The organism is Mycobacterium sp. SMC-16 (genome assembly GCF_046250085.1).
Classification (GTDB): domain Bacteria; phylum Actinomycetota; class Actinomycetes; order Mycobacteriales; family Mycobacteriaceae; genus Mycobacterium; species Mycobacterium phocaicum.
Map to the genome: position 1 here is coordinate 4,866,346 of NZ_CP176427.1, position 18,194 is coordinate 4,884,539.

At 69.5% G+C, this 18,194-nt stretch carries 22 protein-coding genes; 7 read left to right on the forward strand and 15 right to left on the reverse strand.

Going from position 1 to position 18,194, the window contains the following annotated elements; all coding sequences use genetic code 11:
• The first annotated feature begins 6 nt into the window (after nt 1–6).
• On the forward strand, nt 7–879 hold the full coding sequence (locus ACJEIK_RS23655) for an SDR family oxidoreductase (RefSeq protein WP_406774341.1): 873 nt from the start codon (nt 7–9) through the stop codon (nt 877–879).
• A gap of 4 nt (nt 880–883) precedes the next feature.
• Nucleotides 884–1,273: a VOC family protein gene (locus ACJEIK_RS23660; RefSeq protein WP_212807028.1), complete on the forward strand. Its 390-nt coding sequence runs from the start codon at nt 884–886 to the stop codon at nt 1,271–1,273.
• Nucleotides 1,274–1,310: 37 nt separating this feature from the next.
• On the opposite strand, the gene ACJEIK_RS23665 is transcribed toward ACJEIK_RS23660, so the two are convergent.
• From ACJEIK_RS23665 to ACJEIK_RS23675, 3 genes are read right to left on the reverse strand one after another with little or no spacing between them, the layout of a single operon-like run.
• Nucleotides 1,311–1,619, reverse strand: a complete 309-nt coding sequence (locus tag ACJEIK_RS23665; RefSeq protein WP_061004071.1) for a DUF3349 domain-containing protein — start codon at nt 1,617–1,619, stop codon at nt 1,311–1,313.
• A gap of 11 nt (nt 1,620–1,630) precedes the next feature.
• A complete protein-coding gene (locus tag ACJEIK_RS23670) occupies nt 1,631–1,912 on the reverse strand; it encodes a hypothetical protein (RefSeq protein WP_212807029.1) in 282 nt (93 codons plus the stop codon).
• 32 nt (nt 1,913–1,944) lie between these two features.
• Nucleotides 1,945–3,192 carry an inorganic phosphate transporter gene (locus ACJEIK_RS23675; RefSeq protein WP_212807030.1) on the reverse strand — a complete coding sequence of 416 codons (1,248 nt, stop codon included), beginning with the start codon at nt 3,190–3,192 and terminating at the stop codon, nt 1,945–1,947.
• A gap of 276 nt (nt 3,193–3,468) precedes the next feature.
• Between ACJEIK_RS23675 and ACJEIK_RS23680 the strand changes: the two genes are divergently transcribed.
• The 3 genes from ACJEIK_RS23680 (at nt 3,469) to ACJEIK_RS23690 (ending at nt 6,759) form a co-directional block, all read left to right on the forward strand.
• Entirely contained in the window at nt 3,469–3,792 is a 324-nt protein-coding gene (locus ACJEIK_RS23680; protein WP_064861220.1) for a DUF3349 domain-containing protein, read from the forward strand.
• The gene (gene menE, locus ACJEIK_RS23685; RefSeq protein ID WP_073695354.1) at nt 3,789–4,937 is read left to right on the forward strand and encodes an o-succinylbenzoate--CoA ligase; all 1,149 of its coding nucleotides are present in this window, start codon (nt 3,789–3,791) and stop codon (nt 4,935–4,937) included. Before ACJEIK_RS23680 ends, menE begins: the two co-directional genes overlap by 4 nt.
• Before the next feature lie 97 nt (nt 4,938–5,034).
• A complete protein-coding gene (locus ACJEIK_RS23690; protein ID WP_409430375.1) occupies nt 5,035–6,759 on the forward strand; it encodes a DUF4407 domain-containing protein in 1,725 nt (574 codons plus the stop codon).
• A 56-nt stretch (nt 6,760–6,815) separates the two neighbouring features.
• On the opposite strand, the gene ACJEIK_RS23695 is transcribed toward ACJEIK_RS23690, so the two are convergent.
• The 3 genes from ACJEIK_RS23695 to ACJEIK_RS23705 are packed head-to-tail and all read right to left on the reverse strand — an operon-like array spanning nt 6,816 to nt 9,075.
• Entirely contained in the window at nt 6,816–7,931 is a 1,116-nt protein-coding gene (locus ACJEIK_RS23695) for an NAD(P)H-dependent flavin oxidoreductase (protein ID WP_409430376.1), read from the reverse strand.
• A 49-nt stretch (nt 7,932–7,980) separates the two neighbouring features.
• Nucleotides 7,981–8,757: an S-methyl-5'-thioadenosine phosphorylase gene (locus tag ACJEIK_RS23700; RefSeq protein ID WP_409430377.1), complete on the reverse strand. Its 777-nt coding sequence runs from the start codon at nt 8,755–8,757 to the stop codon at nt 7,981–7,983.
• Nucleotides 8,758–8,760: 3 nt separating this feature from the next.
• On the reverse strand, nt 8,761–9,075 hold the full coding sequence (locus ACJEIK_RS23705; RefSeq protein ID WP_073695358.1) for a hypothetical protein: 315 nt from the start codon (nt 9,073–9,075) through the stop codon (nt 8,761–8,763).
• A 35-nt stretch (nt 9,076–9,110) separates the two neighbouring features.
• Between ACJEIK_RS23705 and ACJEIK_RS23710 the strand changes: the two genes are divergently transcribed.
• Nucleotides 9,111–9,983: a 1,4-dihydroxy-2-naphthoate polyprenyltransferase gene (locus ACJEIK_RS23710; RefSeq protein ID WP_133425410.1), complete on the forward strand. Its 873-nt coding sequence runs from the start codon at nt 9,111–9,113 to the stop codon at nt 9,981–9,983.
• A 13-nt stretch (nt 9,984–9,996) separates the two neighbouring features.
• Here the strand turns inward: ACJEIK_RS23710 and ACJEIK_RS23715 are convergent, their stop codons facing one another.
• Nucleotides 9,997–10,287, reverse strand: a complete 291-nt coding sequence (locus ACJEIK_RS23715; RefSeq protein WP_061004043.1) for a DUF4229 domain-containing protein — start codon at nt 10,285–10,287, stop codon at nt 9,997–9,999.
• Between the two features lie 76 nt (nt 10,288–10,363).
• On the opposite strand from ACJEIK_RS23715, the gene ACJEIK_RS23720 reads away from it, so the two are divergent.
• Nucleotides 10,364–10,507: a hypothetical protein gene (locus ACJEIK_RS23720; protein ID WP_409430378.1), complete on the forward strand. Its 144-nt coding sequence runs from the start codon at nt 10,364–10,366 to the stop codon at nt 10,505–10,507.
• 7 nt (nt 10,508–10,514) lie between these two features.
• On the opposite strand, the gene ACJEIK_RS23725 is transcribed toward ACJEIK_RS23720, so the two are convergent.
• The 8 genes from ACJEIK_RS23725 to ACJEIK_RS23760 all read right to left on the reverse strand — a co-directional run bounded on the left by ACJEIK_RS23725 (nt 10,515) and on the right by ACJEIK_RS23760 (nt 18,184).
• A complete protein-coding gene (locus tag ACJEIK_RS23725; protein WP_409430379.1) occupies nt 10,515–11,576 on the reverse strand; it encodes a MinD/ParA family protein in 1,062 nt (353 codons plus the stop codon).
• Nucleotides 11,577–11,604: 28 nt separating this feature from the next.
• Nucleotides 11,605–12,567, reverse strand: a complete 963-nt coding sequence (ccsB, locus tag ACJEIK_RS23730) for a c-type cytochrome biogenesis protein CcsB (protein WP_409430380.1) — start codon at nt 12,565–12,567, stop codon at nt 11,605–11,607.
• Nucleotides 12,564–14,111, reverse strand: coding sequence for a cytochrome c biogenesis protein ResB (locus ACJEIK_RS23735; RefSeq protein ID WP_409430381.1), 1,548 nt, complete (start codon nt 14,109–14,111; stop codon nt 12,564–12,566). Before ACJEIK_RS23735 ends, ccsB begins: the two co-directional genes overlap by 4 nt.
• Nucleotides 14,111–14,890, reverse strand: a complete 780-nt coding sequence (locus tag ACJEIK_RS23740) for a cytochrome c biogenesis CcdA family protein (RefSeq protein ID WP_409430382.1) — start codon at nt 14,888–14,890, stop codon at nt 14,111–14,113. Before ACJEIK_RS23740 ends, ACJEIK_RS23735 begins: the two co-directional genes overlap by 1 nt.
• On the reverse strand, nt 14,887–15,465 hold the full coding sequence (locus ACJEIK_RS23745; RefSeq protein ID WP_409431753.1) for a TlpA disulfide reductase family protein: 579 nt from the start codon (nt 15,463–15,465) through the stop codon (nt 14,887–14,889). The genes ACJEIK_RS23740 and ACJEIK_RS23745 overlap by 4 nt, the downstream gene beginning before the upstream one ends.
• A gap of 29 nt (nt 15,466–15,494) precedes the next feature.
• Nucleotides 15,495–16,103 carry a histidine phosphatase family protein gene (locus ACJEIK_RS23750; RefSeq protein ID WP_409430383.1) on the reverse strand — a complete coding sequence of 203 codons (609 nt, stop codon included), beginning with the start codon at nt 16,101–16,103 and terminating at the stop codon, nt 15,495–15,497.
• Entirely contained in the window at nt 16,100–17,404 is a 1,305-nt protein-coding gene (gene hemL / locus ACJEIK_RS23755; RefSeq protein WP_409430384.1) for a glutamate-1-semialdehyde 2,1-aminomutase, read from the reverse strand. The genes ACJEIK_RS23750 and hemL overlap by 4 nt, the downstream gene beginning before the upstream one ends.
• A 393-nt stretch (nt 17,405–17,797) precedes the next feature.
• On the reverse strand, nt 17,798–18,184 hold the full coding sequence (locus ACJEIK_RS23760) for a hypothetical protein (protein WP_073695364.1): 387 nt from the start codon (nt 18,182–18,184) through the stop codon (nt 17,798–17,800).
• Between the last annotated feature and the right edge of the window lie 10 nt (nt 18,185–18,194).

The window sequence follows — 18,194 nt, forward strand, 5'->3', positions numbered from 1 at the left end:
CAGGGGGTGAGCAAGAGTCCCCTACGGCGCGTCTCCGAGAGCCTGCTGCTCGCCGGCATGCGACCGCCCCTGATCGAACGGTTGTCGGGCCACGGCGAGGTCGACCTGGCCGGAAAACGCATCGTGCTGACGGGAGCGTCGTCGGGCATCGGCGAGGCGGCCGCCGCCAAGTTCGCGCACCTCGGAGCGACGGTCGTCATCGTCGCCCGCCGGGCCGAACTGCTGGACAAGGTGGCCGCCCGGATCACCCACAGCGGCGGTGACGCCATCGCGCGGCCGTGCGACCTGTCCGACATGGACGCCATCGACAAGCTGGTGGCGGACGTGGAAGCCGAGCTGGGCGGCGTCGACATCCTGATCAACAACGCCGGCCGGTCCATCCGCCGGCCGCTGGCCGAGTCCCTGGACCGCTGGCACGACCTCGAACGCACCATGACGCTGAACTACTACTCGCCGCTGCGCCTGGTGCGCGGCTTCGCCCCCGGGATGCTCGAGCGCGGCGACGGGCACATCATCAACGTGTCGACGTGGGGTGTGATGAACGAGTCGTCGCCGCTGTTCTCCGTGTACAACGCCTCCAAGTCGGCACTGACCGCGGTGAGCCGGGTCATCGAAACCGAGTGGGGCGCAAGCGGAGTGCACTCCTCGACACTGTTCTATCCGCTGGTGAAGACGCCGATGATCGCGCCGACCCGCGCCTTCGACGGCATGCCCGGCCTGTCGGCCGACGAAGCCGCCGACTGGATGGTCACCGCGGCCGAGACCCGCCCGGTGCGCATCGCGCCCCGGATCGCGGTGACGTCGCACGCGCTCAACAGTTTTGTGCCCGGCCTGGTCGACCAGCTGATGAAACGCCGACGCGCGCAGTCGATCGGGTGACGCGATGGAGATCCTCGCCAGCCGCATCCTGATCCGGCCCGTCGACTACGCGAAGTCGGTGGCGTTCTACCGCGACGCCATCGGCCTGGCCATCGCCCGCGAATACGGGGCCGGCACAGTGTTTTACGCCGGGCAGTCGCTCATCGAACTCGCCGGCCACGGCCGTGACGACGACGGCCCGACGGTTCCGTTCCCGGGCGCGCTGTGGCTACAGGTGCGCGACGTCTACCAGACCCAGGCCGAGCTCGAGGCCCGTGGGGTGGCGATTTCCCGTGCCGCGCGGCAGGAACCGTGGGGCCTGCACGAACTGCACGTCACCGATCCTGATCAGGTCACCTTGATCTTCGTCCAGGTGCCCGACACCCACCCACTACGACGCGACACCCGGAGTTAGCACTCCGGGTGTCGCGGGTGGTGAGTTCTGCGGCGCGTCAGCGAGCCGGCGTCGCCAGCGGCCAGCCGACCGAGGCCAGTCGCGCCGACACCTGGTGGATGTCGTCGGGGCTGGGCTCCTGGTTGGTGACGGCAGCGATGGCGGCGTGAATCTCGGCCTCGGTGACGGGGCTCTCGCCGTCGTTGGTGCGCAGGATGGACCGCGCCGCCTCGACGACCTCGTCCTCCGTGAGCGAACGCTTCAGCAGCGCCAGCACCGGGTAGTAGTCCTTCGGCGGCACACCGTCGGGGTATCCCGCCCGCAGCCACTTCAGGACATTTTCGAACAATCCATTGGATTCAGTCATTGTCCGTCAGCTCACTTCTTCAGAAAGGGGAACAGGTCGACGCCGGTGTGGTGGATGATCGTGGACCGGGTGATCCACAGGATCGCGAGCAGGACGACGGCTCCGACCAGCACGAACAGCGCCAGACCCAGGTACTTGAGGATCGGGTTGGGGGCCGTGACCGTCCCATCGGAGTGCTCGCCGCCGGCCCCGTTGGAGTAGGCGACGAGGCCACCCGCGAACACCGCGGGGAGTCCGGCACCGAGGATCAAACCCACGACGAGGACCTTGAGGATGGCTTCCAAGTAATGCATCAGTGATTCCTTCTGGTTCGGTTCGCGGGGAATCAGACGCCGGCGGATTCGGGCGACTTGGCGGCAGCCTCACGGACGTCGGCGGGCACCACGGAGTTGGTGGACGCGTCCCATTCAGCGTTGACGTTGTTGTGGTCGACCTTCTGCTGCTGCGCACGCCAGTACATGAAGCCCGACAGCGCGACCAGGATGACGAAGATCGTGCCGTCGCCGACCAGCGCGGAACCGGTGGCGGACTTCAGGCCGTAGGACAGCCAGTACGACAGGGCACCGACCAGCGCCGCGGCCGGCAGCGTGATCAGCCAGGCCATGGCCATGCGTCCGGCGACGGCCCAGCGGACCGAAGCGCCGGGCTTGCCGACGCCACTGCCCAGGATCGAGCCCGTGGCGACGTGAGTGGTCGAGAGCGCCATGCCGGCGGCGCTGGAGCTCAGGATGATCGCGGCCGAGGACGCCTCGGCGGCCAGGCCCTGCGGGGACTCGATCTCGACGAGGCCCTTGCCCAGGGTGCGGATGACGCGCCAGCCGCCGATGTAGGTGCCCAGGCCGATGGCCAGGGCGCACGAGGCGATGATCCAGAACGGCAGGCCGTCCTTCTTCACGTCGCCGGTCAGGTGGCCGGTGGTGATGAGGGCCAGGGCGATGACGCCCATGGTCTTCTGCGCGTCGTTGGTGCCGTGGGACAGCGCGACCAGCGATGCGGTGGCGATCTGGCCCCAGCGGAAGCCTTCCTCACGGCGCTTCTTGATGACGTTGCGCGTGATCCGGTACACCAGCCAGGTGCCCACGGCGGCCACGAGGCCCGCGATGAACGGGGCCGCGACGGCCGGGATCAGCACCTTCTGGATGACACCGCTCCAGTTGATGCCCGCGGTGCCGAGCGCGGCCAGGCCGGCACCGATCAGTCCGCCGAAGAGCGCGTGCGACGAGCTGGAAGGGATGCCGAACAGCCAGGTGAGGAGGTTCCACAGGATGCCGCCGATGAGGCCGGCGAAGATGATGGTGAGTCCGGTCGACGCGTCGATGGACTTCAGTAGGTGCCCGGACTTACTGTCCTGAATCTTCAGCACCGAAGTGGTGACGGTGACGGCGACCTCGACTGACAGGAACGCGCCGACCAAGTTCAGGACGCCGGCCAGCAGCACGGCGGTCTTGGGCTTCAGCGCGCCTGTGGCGATCGAGGTCGCCATGGCATTACCGGTATCGTGAAATCCATTCGTGAAGTCAAATGCCAGTGCTGTTGCGATCAACAGCACCAGGATGACCAACTCTGCGCTCATGGCGCTCATTCTGGTGTAACGGCAGCGTTTTTGACCAGTTACAGAAGTCCCCGATCTTGACCGCGACCTGGGTGTTTTCGACTCTCGCAGAGGTGTTCATGGAGTGTTCACCTGTTAGCTTCGTCTAATTAGTCTGGCAAAGTGCTGCGCGCGGCGCCGGGGGCTACGGTGGCGATATGCCCACGTCACAGCATGGGCATAGGATTCGGTGCGCAATTTCGGGGCACGCAGCGCACAGCTGGGCCGCCCCTCTTCCCGAGATCAGGAGGTGACGCCATGAACTCGTTTCTCACCAAGATCGTGGCGTGGCTGCAAGCCGGGTATCCCGACGGCATCCCCGCCACCGACCGGGTGCCGCTCCTCGCCCTGCTGTCCCGGCGCCTGACCAACGACGAGGTGAAGTCGGTCGCGCGCGGTTTGATGAACCGCGGCGAGTTCGACCACATCGACATCGGCGTCCTGATCACCCGCATCACCGATGAGCTGCCCCGCGCCGAGGACGTCGAGCGCGTGCGAGCGCGGTTGGCCGCCAAGGGCTGGCCGCTCGACGACCCCCGCGATCCCGCCGACGGCGGGCCTGCCGACGGAGGCACGCCATAGGCGTGCTGCGTCCGGTCGCCGTCGGGTCCGGCGCGGCGGCCCTTGCCCTCATTCCCGAGTTGGCGCACGCCCTGGACGGTGCCGGCGCACTGTTGCCGGTACCGGCCGACGACGACCGCCAGGCCGCGCTGCTGACCGAGACGTTGCGCGCCGGCGAGCCCGTCGGCGACGGCGTGGCACTGGTGGTCTCGACGTCGGGTTCCACCGGAATCCCCAAGGGCGCCTTGCTTTCCACGGCGGCGTTGCACGCCAGTGCCGACGCCACGCACGACCGGCTCGGCGGTCCCGGCCGCTGGCTGCTGGCGCTGCCCGCCTATCACGTCGCCGGCGTGCAGGTGCTGGTGCGGAGCCTGCGGGCCGGCACCACGCCCGTCGCCCTTGACCCGGGTTTCGACGTCGGCGAATTACCTTCCGCCGTCAGCGCTTTGGGCCCGGGCCGGCGTTACACGTCGCTGGTTTCGGTACAACTGGCCAAGATCCTGGCCGATGCCGCCGCGACCGCGGCCCTGGCCGAGCTGGACGCCGTCCTGATCGGCGGCGGCCCCATGCCCGCCGGTCTCGGCGAAAAGGCCGCGGCCGCAGGCATTTCCGTGGTCCGCACCTACGGGATGAGCGAAACCTGCGGCGGCTGCGTCTATGACGGAACACCGTTGGCCGGCGTCCAGCTGCGCGTCGACGACACCGGCCGGGTCGCCCTGGGCGGCCCCACGCTGGCCTCGGGTTACCGCAATCCCGTCGACCCGTCGCCGTTCGTGGACGGCTGGTTCGTCACCGATGACATTGGCGCCGTGGATGATTCGGGTGTACTGCGGGTGCTGGGCCGCGTCGACGACGCGATCGCCACGGGCGGGCTCAAGGTGCTGCCGGCCCTCGTCGAGTCGGCCGTGGCCGGCCATCCGGCCATCGCCGAATGCGCGGTCTTCGGCGTACCCGACGACCGGCTGGGCCAACGGGTGGCCATCGCCGTCGTGCTCCACCCGGGGACAACCGCTCCCACCGTCGCTGACCTGCGGGAACACGTGAGCGCCACCTTGGCCGCCACCGCCGCCCCGCGCGAGGTGCACGTGGTGGCCGAACTCCCCCGCCGGGGTATCGGGAAGCTGGACCGGCGGGCACTGACGCTGCGGTACCAGAAAAACGCCTGATCGGCCCGTGATGCCGGTCACAGTACCGGCGCTTGATTCGGTGGCGGGCCCGGCTCTCTGGGACCCTGGAACGCGGACCGGAAGAGTTGGAGTTTCCATGCCTGCCCACAGACAGCCTGACAACCACCCTGCGGTGACCGCCCTGACCTGGTCGGGAGGCGTGCTGGCCTGGCTCGTCGCCGCCGCCGTCGCGACCCCGTCCACCGGTCTGCCACTGGCCGTCGTGCTGCCCGTGACCCTGATTTTCGGTGCGCTGGTGGTCGTGGCCATCCGCAGCACCGTCGCCAGCGCCCGCGGCACCGGCGTGCGGGTGGCCCTGGCCGTCGCGATCGGCCTCCTCGTCGGCGAACTGGCCGCGATGACGCTGTTCAGCAATGCCATCACCCAGCGCATGGACGCCGAGGCCGCGGCCCGCGCCGCGGGCACGCCGGCGGTCGCCGCCGCACAGGGCCAGTTGGACGCGCTGCGCACCAACCGCGGCGCGCTCGACGCGGCCGTCGACTCCGCCCGCCAGCGTCGGGACGACGCCCAGGTCGTGGCCCGCTGCGAGTACCACCCGACGCCGGCCTGCGCCCAGCAGCCGGTCACCGGGGTGCCCGGTGACGGCCAGATCACCCAGAACACCCAGGACATCCTCGAACACGACCAGCGTGAGCTCGACGCCGCGCTGGCGGCCCGCAACGAGCAGGCCCCGAGCCTCGACGCGCGGATCGCCGGTGCCGAGCACGCCGTCACCGCCGCGCGCGACACGGCCGGCGCCGGCGCGGACCGTGGCTTCGGCGCCCGCTGGGTCGCGATGAACGGCTACACCGTCGAGACGCCCGCCGCTCTGGTGGCGCGCATCGCCGTGATCGGCGTCTGCGTCCTGCTGTACCTGCTCCCGATGCTGCTGCACGCCCGGCAGGACCGGACGCTGCGCGAGCGTCACGACGAGTCCCGGCTGCGGGCCGAGCTGCGCGCCGAGACGGCCATCGCCGTCAAGCAGGCCGAGGTGCGGGCCGAAGCCGAGATTCTGAAGGCCGAACACCAGCTGGCCGCGATGCGCCTGGCGCTGGAAAGCGACGCCGAGATCAACCGCGAGTACCACCGCCAGCGGGTCGCCGAGGCCCGGACCGGCGAGGCACAGCCGGCGCTCGCCGCGCCGACCGCCGAGGTGCTGCGCCCCGCCGCCTCGCAGCCGCAGCCCATGTACTCGGACTGGGACGAACTCATGGCGTTCCCGGATCCGCAGCGCCGTTCGTTGAGCGCCGCGCCGCCGGCGCCGGAGCCCGAACCGGCCGGCGCGCCGGCCGAACCGACCCCGACGGCCGAACTCGTCCCGGTCGACGACAAGCCCGCCGAGAACCTGCCCGTGCCGGCGTCGTCACAGCCCGCCGGTGGCCTGACGCTGCCGCAGCTGCCCGACCTCACCAAGGTGGCGGCCCGCCTGCTGCGTCCGCTGGTGGCGCCCGTGGCACCGGTGGTGGACCGCGTCATCGACACCTCGGTGCAGCAGCTGCGCTCGGCACAGAAGGTCATCGAGGAGTTCGAGGAGATCACCTTCACGCTGCGGCGCACCTCCCGGACCACCGTGAGCGAGAGCGAGCACGAGCAGTCGTCGGGCCCGCGTGACCAGGGTCAGGCGCTGGGGCCGGGTCAGGGCATGCACCCGCGCGTCGAACCCCAGTGGGCCGCACCGCAGATGAACGCGACGTTCGCCCCGACCACGCCGCTGCGCGGCGTCGACCCGTACACCGCTCTCGACGGCAGCGACACCACGATCATCGACGCTGCCGACGAGCGCCGTCAGCTCCGTGAGGGCCGCCGCGCCATCGAGCCGTAGCCCTGTGATTTGTGCACGAAAATCCGCGGCCAGCGCGGAAAATCGTGCACAAATCCCTAGGGCAGCGAGCGGTTCAGGCGCTCCGTGGCGGCGAGGTAGTCCTCGATGAACTCGCGGACGACCTCACGGGCGGGCTTGACCTTGTTCATCAGGCCGACGCCCTGGCCGACGAAGTAGGTCGCCAGCTGCTGGGCACCCGGATGCCCCTGCTCGGCCAGCCGGTCGATACGCCGGATCACCGGCTCGCTCAGCATGTTCTGCAGCGGCAGCGGAAGCGGCTTGCGGCCACCGGCATTCGGCGCCCAGGCATCCGTCCAGTCCGAAACCAGTTGACGCGCAGGCTTACCGGTGCGTCCTGCCGACCGTACGGTGTCCCGTGACGTGGCAGCGAGCATCTTCTGCTTGGTGGCCGGCGCGGTCTCGGCCTCCTCGGTGGTCAGCCACACCGAACCGGTCCAGGCCCCGGCGGCGCCCAGCGCGACCGCCGCGGCCATCTGCCGGCCGGTGACGATGCCGCCCGCCGCCAACACCGGAACCGAATCCTCAATGGCCTCAATCACTTCCGGTACGACGACGAGCGTCGACACCTCGCCGCAGTGCCCGCCGGCCTCGGTGCCCTGCGCGACGATGACGTCCACCCCGGCCGCCACCTGCTTGATGGCGTGCTCCTTGGCGCCGACGAGCGCGGCCACCGGGATCCCCCGCTCGCGGCCGGCCTCGATCATGTAATCCGGCGGTACCCCAAGGGCATTGGCGATCAGCTTGATGGGGTGGCTCAACGCCACGTCGAGCAGGTCATGCCCGGTGTTGCCGGACAGCACCGATCCGCCGGTACGGACGCGCTCCTCGGGCTCGATGCCATGGTCGACGAGCAGCTGGGTGACGAATTCCCGGTATTCCGAAGGGATTCGGTCGGCCAGCTGGCCGTCGGACAGGTTCTCGCCCTTGCCCTCGAATTTCGCCGGCACGATGATGTCCGCGCCGTAGGGCCGGCCGCCGACGTGGTCGTCGATCCAGGCGAGTTCCCGGTCGAGCTGCTCGGGGGTGTACGCCGTCGCACCGAGCACGCCGAAACCGCCGGCGTTGGTGACCGCGGCGACGACGTCGCGGCAGTGGCTGAAGGCGAAGAGCGGGAAGTCGATGCCGAGCTGTTCGCAGATGCGGGAAGTCACCCCGTCAGTTCTGCCACCCCGACTTGACGGGTGTCAAGAGCCGGCCCGATCAGGGCAGTTCAAACGGCAGCGTCACCCCGGTGTGGGCCAGGCAGTGGGTGCAGGTCCGGTCGGCCGGGACGGTCGAAAGGGCCTGCTGCACCAGCGCCTTGAACATCGGGGTGTTCCGCTCGAACTCCGCGAACACGTCGACCGTGGTGACGCCGGCCCCCGCCTCGATGCCCGCATCCAGATCGGTCACCAAAGCGATTGCCGCATAACATATCTCGAGTTCACGGGCCAGCACCGCCTCGGGGTAGCCGGTCATGTTCACCAACGTGAACCCCTGGGTCGCGAACCACTGGCTCTCGGCGCGGGTGGAGAAGCGCGGCCCCTGGATGACCACCATGGTGCCGCCGTCGACGACGCCCGGCTGCCCGACCGCCACGGCGCGCAGTGTCGGACAGTACGGATCGGCGAAGCCGACGTGGATGCCGCCGGCGTCGAAGTAGGTGTCCTCGCGGCCACGGGTGCGGTCCACCAACTGGTCAGGCACGACCACCGCACCGGGGCCCAGGTCCGTCGTCAGGCTGCCGACGGCACACGGCGCGAAAATCCGCCGCACCCCGAGCTTGCGCAGCGCCCACATGTTGGCCCGGTACGGCACCGTGTGTGGCGAGTACTCGTGCTTCAGCCCGTGCCGCGGCAGGAACGCCACCTCGTGCCCGCCGACGGCGCCGATGGTGATCGGCGCACTCGGCGTGCCGTAAGGCGTGTCGACGCTGACGGTGCGCGCGTCGTCCCCGAAGAACGTGTAGAAGCCGCTACCGCCGATGACTCCCAGCATCCGTTATTCGGCGTCGGTCTTGGGGGCTTCCGCTGCCTCCGGTGTCACAGCCGTGACGGGCGTCGGGGCGGGCACGTCCGCGTCCGCCTCGTCGGTGTCCTCGACGTCCTCCTCGTCCAGTTCCAGCTCCGCGCGGGCGCGCCGGGCGCTGTCACGGATCTCGAATGCGTCGGTGGCCAGGGAGCCGATGGAGCTCGCCACGTCCTTGACGGCGGTGACGACGATGTTCATGACCTCGCCGACCGTGCCTGCGACGGCTTCGACGGATTCCTGCACGACGTCTTTGCGAATCTCGTTCTTGCTGAGCCGATCCTTCATGCCGATAAGTGTAGGGGCGTGGGACGATTGCGCGCGTGGCCAGTCTTTCGCAGTGGATAGAGGGCGCCCGACCGCGGACCCTCCCGAATGCCGTCGCTCCTGTGCTGGCAGGCACCGGTGCCGCCGCCTGGGTCGGCGGTGAGGCGTGGTGGAAAGCGGCTCTGGCCCTTGTGGTTTCGATCTCGCTGATCATCGGTGTCAACTACGCCAACGACTACTCCGACGGCATCCGCGGCACCGATGACGACCGGTCCGGTCCGGTCCGGCTGGTCGGTGCCAAGTTGGCGTCACCGCAGGCGGTGCTGGCGGCGGCCGTGATCAGCCTGTCGATCGGCGCGGGTGCCGGCCTGGCGCTGGCCCTGGTGAGTCAGCCGTGGCTGATCGCCGTCGGCGCGGCGTGCATCGCCGGCGCCTGGCTGTACACCGGTGGCACCAACCCCTACGGCTATCGCGGACTCGGCGAGGTCGCGGTGTTCGTGTTCTTCGGGCTGGTCGCCGTGCTGGGCACGCAGTACACGCAGGCCCTGCGGGTCGACTGGGTGGGACTCGTGCTCGCCATCGCGATCGGGTCGTTGTCGTCGGCGGTGCTGGTGGCCAACAACCTGCGCGACATCCCGACCGACCAGCTGTCCGGCAAGATCACGCTCGCGGTGCGCCTCGGCGATGCCCGCACCCGGCAGTTGTTCCAGGTGCTGACGCTGCTGCCGTTCGTGCTGACCGCGGTCCTGACGCTCGCGACCCCGTGGTGCCTGGTCGGCTTCGCGGCGGCGCCGCTGGCGGTCCGCGCGGCCAAGCCGGTGCGCTCCGGGCTGGGCGGCCGCGAGCTGATCCCCGTACTCAAGGACACCGGCCTGACGATGCTGGTGTGGGCCGCCCTGATCACCGCGGTGCTGGTGATCACGCACTAGCGCCGCAGCGGCGTCAGTCGCCCGAGGAGTCCTCGCCGTGCAAGCGGGACCGCAGCTGCTCGCGCTCGGCGCGACGGCGCTCGTCGACGGCGGCGATCCCGGCGGTGGCCCGGCGGCGCAGCGGCGCGAAGAGCCAGATGCCCAGCGGCATGCCGAGAACCAGCGCGAACAGCAGCGCCACCATGGCCGGGAAATCACGGATGCCCAGCAACGCGACGACACCGAAGATCGCGCCGGCAATCGCCGCTACCAGCAGCAGGCGGGCGAGCGCGTACAGAAAAACGTCGAGCAGCAAACGTGGCATGGACGGGGTGGCGGGCGCATCAGACACCGCACGAGTTTACCGACGGACGCGTATATTCGAATAAAGGAGGTTTTACGTGCAGTTCCTGCTCCTGATCACGCTGCTGGCGCTGTTGGCCTACGTCGGCTGGCGCGCCACCCACGCCACCGCCGCGCGCCCGACCACGCGCGTCATCGGCCCGGACGACGATCCGGAATTCCTGCGTCGGCTCGGTTCCTAGCGACGCTCTACAGCGACAGCGGAAATCCGTCGGCGACTGCCACGGCCAATTCCAGCAACGCATCCCTGGTGTCCGGCCGGAGCCGGTCCAGACTGACCTCGGCCCCCTCCTCCAGATGCGGATCAAACGGCACCACCTGCACTGCCCGGCACCGGCGGCCGAAGTGGTCGACCACCTTGCGCAGATCAACCTTGCCGGAGCGCGGCCGCACCGCGTTGACCACCGCGACGGCGTTGCGCACCAACTCCTGATGACCGTGGGCATCGAGCCAGTCGAGCGTCGCCGCGGCGCTGCGGGCCCCGTCGACCGAGCCTGAACTGATCACGACGAGCACGTCGGCGTGCGCGAGCACCGCGCCCATCGCCGAGTGCAGCATGCCGGTGCCGCAGTCCGTGAGCACCAGGCGGTAGTACGGCTGCAGCACCGCCAGGGTGCGGGCGTAGTCCTGCGAGCTGAACGCCTCCGACACCGCCGGGTCGCTCTCCGACGCCAGCACCTCGAGCTGGCTCTCACCGCGCGAGGTGTAGTTGCGGACGTCGCTGTAGCTGGAGATGCCCTCGGCGTCGCGCAGGAGATGGCGGACCGTCGCCGGCGTCTCGAGCGGCACCTTCTGGCTGAGGGTGCCGCGGTCCGGGTTCGCGTCCACCGCGATGACCCGGTCGCCGCGGATCGACGCGAACGTCGCGCCGAGCGTCGCGGTGATGGTCGTCTTACCGACGCCGCCCTTCAGGGACAGCACCGCGATCCGGTAGCAGTCCCGCAGCGGGCGGTTGATCTGCGCGGTCAGCCGGGTTCGGTGCAGGTCCTTGGGGCTGTCGCCCGGATTGAGCAGCGTGCCCGTCGCGTAGTACAGCGCCTTGCGCCATCCGGACGACGGCGCACGGCTCGGCCGGCTCAGCAGCGCGACCGTGGCGGGGTCCAGACTCCGCGGCTTCGCGGGCGTCGGCGCCACGACAGGCGTCACCGCATGCGCGATGACGATGCGGGCCTCCGGCGCCGCGGTGGGCGTCGCGGCAGCAACGGGATCGGCCGGGTCCTTGAACCGGCCCTGGGCGCGGAAAGAAGTCATGGTCACCCGCGGTATCTGATCTGTCGGCTCAGCCGACGCCGGCGTACGAGTGCAGGCCGACCGTCACCAGGTTGATGAAGAACAGGTTGAACACCATCGCCACGAAGCCGACGACGTTGATCCATGCCGCCTTCTTGTCACGCCAGCCCGCGGTGGACCGGGCGTGCAGGTACGCGGCGTAGACGACCCAGGCGACGAACGACACCGTCTCCTTGGGGTCCCAGCCCCAGTAGCGGCCCCACGCCTCCTCGGCCCAGATGGCGCCGAAGATGACGCCGAACCCGAAGATAGGGAACGCGAAGATCGTGGTGCGGTAGGCGATGCGGTCCAGGGTCTGGGCATCGGGCAGGCGCTGGATCATGCGACCGAAGCCGTTGTCCTGCACGGCCAGCGGCGACATCTTCAGCAGGAACAGGATGCTGGCGACGCCAGCGACCAGGAACACGCCGGAACCGATGCTGACCACCGAGACGTGGATGGGCAGCCAGTACGACTGCAGCGCGGGCATCACGGGCGCGGCGTTGGTGTACAGCCACTTCCCCGACACCGACAGCAGGATCAGCTCGGGCACCAGCACGAAAACCCACAGCGCGCGGAACTGCGGCTTGCGCAGGACGACTGCCGCCGCGATCAGCCCGCAGAAGCTGGTCAGGTTGATGAACTCGTACATGTTGCCCCACGGCACGCGCATGGTGGCCAGGCCGCGCAGCACGATGCACGCGAACAACATCGCGATGCCGACGTACACGAGGGCCAGGCCGACCCGGCCGATGCGCTCGTCAGCCGTGCGCGTCGGGTCGTCGATCACGACACCCGGCGTCATGCTGTCGGCGCCCACCCCGACCAGTTCCCGACTCTCGACCTTGCGGCCCCGGCTGTACGCCAACTCGACCGCGAGCAGCAGCAGGGCACCGACCAGCACCACGACCGACGTGGTGAAGGCCCAGTCCGAGTACCGGGCCAGGTCGATGTCGATGTGCTCTGTATTCATCGCTTGTCCTCAATCAACCGCTCAGTGAGCTTCTCGAACTCGTCGCCCCACCCCGAGTTGTCCGTGCGGGCCAGGCCGCCGAGCTCGACGTCGACGGTACCCGGCCCGGCCGACACGATCCGAATCCAAACCCGGTGGCGGCGCACCACCAACGACACCAGCAGCCCCGCCATCATCGTCAGCGCGAACACCAGTACCCACACCTGCGCCGGGTCGTGCGACACCTGCACGTTGATGAACGGCACCGCGCCGTCGAACTTGATGACGGTCCCGTCATCCAGCTTGGTCTGCTCGCCGGCCTTGAGGTTGACGCGCGCCTGCTTGGTGAGCCGCTTCTGCTCGATGAGGCTGGGGTCCAGCGAGAACAATGACTGCGGCTTACCGCTGTCCAGGCCGCTGTCGCCGCGGTAGATGTCGATGGCCACCGCGGGCGCGTTCATCGCCGGAAAGCTCGAGGACAGCAGCTTGCCGTCGAGCTCGGCGGTCGGGGCGAACAGGCCCTGGATGGCGATCTGGTGCTTGCGCCGCTCGCGGTCGTCGGGGTAGCTGCCGCCCGGCGGGTCGATGCGCGCGACGCCCGAGGACAGCAGCGTCAGCGCGTTCTCGGGCTTCCACTGCACTGTCGACGTGCGGGTCTGGCCGTTCGGGAACGTGACGGTGAAGGTCGGCGCGTAGCCGTGCCCCTGCAGGTAGATGCGTTCGCCGCCGATCCGCAGCGGGTGGTTGACCTCCAGCCGGTACGGCCGCCAGGTGCCGCTGACCAGGTCGGCGCCGTCCTGGTAGTCGATGTTCGCGGCGAACGCCGTGGCCTGCCCGCTCGGCAGGTACCGGGCGTCGAAGTCGTGGACCCGCAGGCAGCTGGGGTGCAGCGAGGTGCCGTCGACGACGTTGCCGGCGCGGAACGAGTCGAACGCGGCCGGTGAGGCCGAGCAGAACCCGGGCCCGCCGTCGGCGATGACGATGACGTTGCCCTCGTAGCCGAACATCTTGCCGAACGCGATCGCCACCAACAGGCCCAGCAGCGAGAAGTGGAAGACGATGTTGCCGAACTCGCGCAGGTAGCCCTTCTCCGCCGAGATCTCGCGCGCGCCGTCGTCCAGCGTGCGGGTGGTCTGGCGCCAGCCCTTGAGCCGGGCGGCCATCCGGTCGGCGACGGCGTCGGGCTCACCGGGGACGGTGGCTTCGGCGTGCTTGGGCAGCCGCGCCAGGTTCCGCGGCGCGGGTACCGGCACGGCGCGCAGGCTGCGGACGTGCTCGATCATGCGGGGTGTCAGGCAGCCCACGAGCGAGATGAACAGCAGCACGTAGATCGAGGTGAACCAGAAGCTCGAGAACACCGAGAACGCCTGCACCTTGTCGAGCCACGGCCCGATCGTCGGGTGCTGGGCCAGGTACTCGTCGACCTTGCCGGCGTTGAGCGAGCGCTGCGGCAGCAGCGCGCCCGGGATGGCGCCGAGGGCCAGCAGGAACAGCAGCACCAGCGCGGTGCCCATCGACGTCAGCGTCCGCCAGGTGTTGCGGAACAGCGCGAAAACCCGTGCCATCAGATCGGGAGCCTCACGTTGCTGACGAAGGCGTCGCGCACCCACGAGGTGAAGTCGTTCCACACGCCCGTGACGAGCGCGGTGCCGACGACGATCAGCAGCAGACCGCCGAAAATCTGGATGGCGCGGGTGTGCCGGCGCAGCCAGCCCAGGCCCTGCACCGCGCGGGCCGACCCGAAGGCCAACAGCACGAACGGAATTCCGAGACCCAGGCAGTACGCGATCACCAGCGCGACGCCGCGGGCGACGCTGGCGCCGTCACTGGCCGAGGCCACCGCGATGACGCCGGTGAGCGTCGGCCCCAGGCACGGCGTCCAGCCCAGCCCGAACACCGCACCCAGCAAGGGCGCGCCGACGACCGTCGACACCTGACGGGGCGTGAACCGCACCTGACGCTGCAACGCCGGCACCAGCCCGATGAACACCAGGCCCATCAGCACCGTGATGACGCCGCCGATGCGTTGCAGCAGAAGCTGATTGGCGATGAGCGTCGTGGTCAGGCCGAGCACCGCGACCGCGCCCATGAGGAACACCGCGGTGAAGCCCGCGACGAACAGCGCCGCCGCGCCGGCCACGCGCCAGCGGGCCGTGCGAACTTTGACAGACCCTGCCGTGGCTTCCGTTTCCTCCACCCCGACCACGGCGGCCAGATACGACAGATAGCCGGGCACCAGCGGCACCACGCACGGCGAGGCGAACGACACCAGCCCGGCCAGCACGCTGACCCCGAGCGCTACCAACAGCGGTCCGGCGGCGGCGGTTTCGGCAAATCCGGTCATGGCTTGCCCTCTTTGGCCAGCCGCTCGACGACGGGCTTGAGGTCCTCTGCCAGCAGTTCCCGCAGGAACACCGCCGCCACCCGGTGCTGACGGTCCAGCACCAGCGTCGACGGGATGACCGTCGTCGGGTACTTGCCGCCGAACGCGATCATGGTGCGCATCGCCGGGTCGTAGATCGACGGGAAGGTCACCTTGTGGTCGACGACGAAGTCGACGGCGGCCTGCCGGTTGTTGTCGCGTACGTCGATGCCCAGGAACGCGACGCCCTGCGCCTTGGTCTGCTCGTACACCTTCTCCAGCTCGGCAATCTCCGAGCGGCACGGGCCACACCACTGACCCCACACGTTGATCACCACGACCTGGTCGGAAAAGTCTTCCAGGGACAAGGTTTTCGACGGATCCGTGAGCGACGGCCCACGCACCGCCCCCGGCTTGCCTCGGCTCGCCGGCGGGTCGTAGAAGATGTCGGTCTTGCCGCCCGGCGCCACGAACTCGAAGGTGCCGCCCTGTGCGACCGCGTCGTCACCGGTGGAGCAGCCGACGAGCAGCACGGCCGTCGTCAGGACGGCCGCCATTACTGCCCCGGCACGGGCCACCAGCGAAGTCACTGTCCGGCCAGCTCCGAATATCCCCAGCCCACCATCTGGTCACCGTGGAAGTGGAAGGACGTCACCGACGCCAGGTTGCACATCCGCTTGGTCGGGAAGTGGTGCAGCTTCTTACCGAGCATCGCCCGGCGCAGCGTCTCCACGGGCAGCTGATGGCTGACGCACACCGCTTCGTGCCCCATGCCTTTGATCCGCGCCCGGTCGACCGCAGCGGTCATCCGCTCCGCGATGTGCTTGTACGGCTCGCCCCACGACGGCGTCTTTGGGTCACGCAGGTGCCACCAGTTGCGCGGGTCGCGCAGGGCACCGTCACCGGGCGAAACTCGCTGCCCCTCAAACACATTGAGCGACTCGATGAGTTCAGGATCGGTGTCGATGTGCAGACCGTGCCGGGCCGCGATGGGTGTCGCGGTCTCCTGCGCGCGCTCCAGTGGCGAGGCCACGACGTAGACGATGTCGCGCTCGGCCAGCCAGCCGGCGACGGCCTCGGCCTGTGCCTGCCCACGCTCGGACAGGTGGAAGTCGGGCTTGCGGCCGTAGAGGATCTTGTCCGGGTTGTGGACCTCGCCGTGACGCATCACGTGCACGATCGTCCTGTCGGTCATGCGGGCTCCTGAGCTTGGGCGGCGGCCTGCGCGGCGGCGGGCAGCGCGTCGGCGATCCGGTCGAACGCAGCGTCGTCGAGTGCGGCCGAGACGAACCAGGTTTCGAAGGCACTGCACGGCGGATAGATCCCGGCGTCCAGCAGGGCGTGGAAGAACGCCGGGTAGCGCCAGGTCTCGGTCGCCTTGGCAGATGCGAAGTCGGTGACGGGCGCGTCGCCGAAGAACACCGTCAGGAAGTTTCCGGCACGCGAAATCCGGTGCGCCACAGAGGCTTCGGTCAGCGCGTCGGACAGCAGCCCGGACAGCCGGTCGGCGTTGGCATCGAGGGCGCGGTAGACGGCGTCGTCGGCGGCGCGCAGCGTGGCCAGGCCCGCGGCCATCGCGACCGGGTTCCCCGACAGCGTCCCGGCCTGGTAAACCGGGCCCAGCGGGGCGAGGCGTTCCATCACCTCGGCGCGGCCACCGAACGCCGCGGCCGGCAGCCCGCCGCTCATGACCTTGCCGAACGTGAAGAGGTCGGCGGCGACGGGATCGAGTCCGTACCAGCCGCCACGGCTGACGCGGAAGCCCGTCATCACCTCGTCGATGATGAGCAGCGCGCCGTGCTCGGCGGTGATCTGCCGCAGCGCGGCGTTGTAGCCCGCGGCCGGCGGGACGGTGCCCATGTTGCCGGGGCTGGCCTCGGTGATGACGCAGGCGATCTGGTCACCGGCCGCGGCGAAGGCCTGGCGGACCGCCTCGACGTCGTTGTAGGGCAGCACGATGGTGTCGGCGGCGGCCGCCCCGGTGACGCCCGGTGACGACGGCAGCCCCAGCGTGGCGACGCCCGAGCCGGCGTCGGCCAGCAGCGCGTCGCTGTGGCCGTGGTAGCAGCCGGAGAACTTGATGATCTTGGGCCGGCCGGTGAAGCCGCGGGCCAGCCGGATGGCGCTCATGGTCGCTTCGGTGCCCGAGTTCACGAAGCGGATGCGCTCGACGGGAGCCACCCGGTCGATGATCTCGCGCGCCAGCTCGGTCTCGGCGGGCGTCGGGGCGCCGAACGACAGGCCGTTCACCGCGGTGGTCTGTACGGCCTCGACCACGGCGGGATGCGCGTGGCCCAGGATCATCGGGCCCCACGAGCACACCAGGTCGACGTAGCGGTTGCCGTCGGCGTCGGTCAGCCAGTAGCCGCCCGCCGAGGTGATGAAACGAGTGGTACCGCCGACCGAGCTGAAGGCCCGCACAGGCGAGTTGACCCCGCCGGGGATCACGGTCGACGCGTCGGCGAACAGTTTCGCGGAGACGTCGGTAGAGCGCATGGCCACCAGTGTCCCAGCCGCGCGCGAATGGACCAACTACAGGGTGTAGGAGCTGGCTCACGTTGGCGTGGGTCCGCGGCCGGTGACAGCCGAGATGGGCGAAATGGTCGCTCGACAGGACGCCCGAGCAGCCAATTGGTCAATGTCGACAGCGGGCAACCCACGGGCTACCCCACCAGCCACACGGGCCACTCCTGTGAGGCTCTCCCCCGACACCTTTCGCCCGGAGCCGTCAACTTTCCTTGACGTCAAGGAAAGTTGACGGGCTGAGATCGCACGTGTCATCAGAGATACGACACGCCTGAGCCGACACGCCGACGTCTCCCCCAACGTGCCGCCAGAGCGCCAGAACAGCCGGGAAGGCGATCTGTGTGCACCGTCGCGGTACGTCCGCTAGTTCTGCGGCGTCAGCTTGAAGACCGGGTGGTCGGCGTCGTCGGGCAGCTCGCGCCAGTACTGCTCGACGACCTTGCCCGCCAGCGGCCGGTACGCCGCGATGATCGGCGCCCGGTCCGCCACCGGTACCTCACTGGCCAGGTAGTTCTTCTTGCCGAGCGCCACCACCGGGTTCTCCCGGACGTTCTTCACCCACGCCGACTCGCCACGCGTCGACACCAGGTACTTCACCCCAGCCACCTCCGGCACGACGACCGGGATGCGCTGTGGCACATGGTTCGAGCTTCGGGTGACCGTCAGGGTCTGGCTGCCACCGATACCGGTCAGCCGCGCGATCGGGTTGAAGACATGGACGACGAACCACGGCGGCTTGAGGTAGGCCATGCGCCAAAGC

Bases quoted from the DNA above. Each gene is read 5' to 3' on its own strand.
- ACJEIK_RS23660 (WP_212807028.1), top strand. From the start codon at position 884: ATGGAGATCCTCGCCAGCCGCATCCTGATCCGGCCCGTCGACTACGCG.
- ACJEIK_RS23665 (WP_061004071.1), bottom strand. From the start codon at position 1,619: ATGACTGAATCCAATGGATTGTTCGAAAATGTCCTGAAGTGGCTGCGG.
- ACJEIK_RS23670 (WP_212807029.1), bottom strand. From the start codon at position 1,912: ATGCATTACTTGGAAGCCATCCTCAAGGTCCTCGTCGTGGGTTTGATC.
- ACJEIK_RS23675 (WP_212807030.1), bottom strand. From the start codon at position 3,192: ATGAGCGCAGAGTTGGTCATCCTGGTGCTGTTGATCGCAACAGCACTG.
- ACJEIK_RS23680 (WP_064861220.1), top strand. From the start codon at position 3,469: ATGAACTCGTTTCTCACCAAGATCGTGGCGTGGCTGCAAGCCGGGTAT.
- ACJEIK_RS23690 (WP_409430375.1), top strand. From the start codon at position 5,035: ATGCCTGCCCACAGACAGCCTGACAACCACCCTGCGGTGACCGCCCTG.
- ACJEIK_RS23700 (WP_409430377.1), bottom strand. From the start codon at position 8,757: ATGCTGGGAGTCATCGGCGGTAGCGGCTTCTACACGTTCTTCGGGGAC.
- ACJEIK_RS23705 (WP_073695358.1), bottom strand. From the start codon at position 9,075: ATGAAGGATCGGCTCAGCAAGAACGAGATTCGCAAAGACGTCGTGCAG.
- ACJEIK_RS23715 (WP_061004043.1), bottom strand. From the start codon at position 10,287: ATGCCACGTTTGCTGCTCGACGTTTTTCTGTACGCGCTCGCCCGCCTG.
- ACJEIK_RS23725 (WP_409430379.1), bottom strand. From the start codon at position 11,576: ATGACTTCTTTCCGCGCCCAGGGCCGGTTCAAGGACCCGGCCGATCCC.
- ccsB (WP_409430380.1), bottom strand. From the start codon at position 12,567: ATGAATACAGAGCACATCGACATCGACCTGGCCCGGTACTCGGACTGG.
- ACJEIK_RS23735 (WP_409430381.1), bottom strand. From the start codon at position 14,111: ATGGCACGGGTTTTCGCGCTGTTCCGCAACACCTGGCGGACGCTGACG.
- ACJEIK_RS23740 (WP_409430382.1), bottom strand. From the start codon at position 14,890: ATGACCGGATTTGCCGAAACCGCCGCCGCCGGACCGCTGTTGGTAGCG.
- ACJEIK_RS23745 (WP_409431753.1), bottom strand. From the start codon at position 15,465: ATGGCGGCCGTCCTGACGACGGCCGTGCTGCTCGTCGGCTGCTCCACC.
- ACJEIK_RS23750 (WP_409430383.1), bottom strand. From the start codon at position 16,103: ATGACCGACAGGACGATCGTGCACGTGATGCGTCACGGCGAGGTCCAC.
- hemL (WP_409430384.1), bottom strand. From the start codon at position 17,404: ATGCGCTCTACCGACGTCTCCGCGAAACTGTTCGCCGACGCGTCGACC.
- ACJEIK_RS23760 (WP_073695364.1), bottom strand. From the start codon at position 18,184: ATGGCCTACCTCAAGCCGCCGTGGTTCGTCGTCCATGTCTTCAACCCG.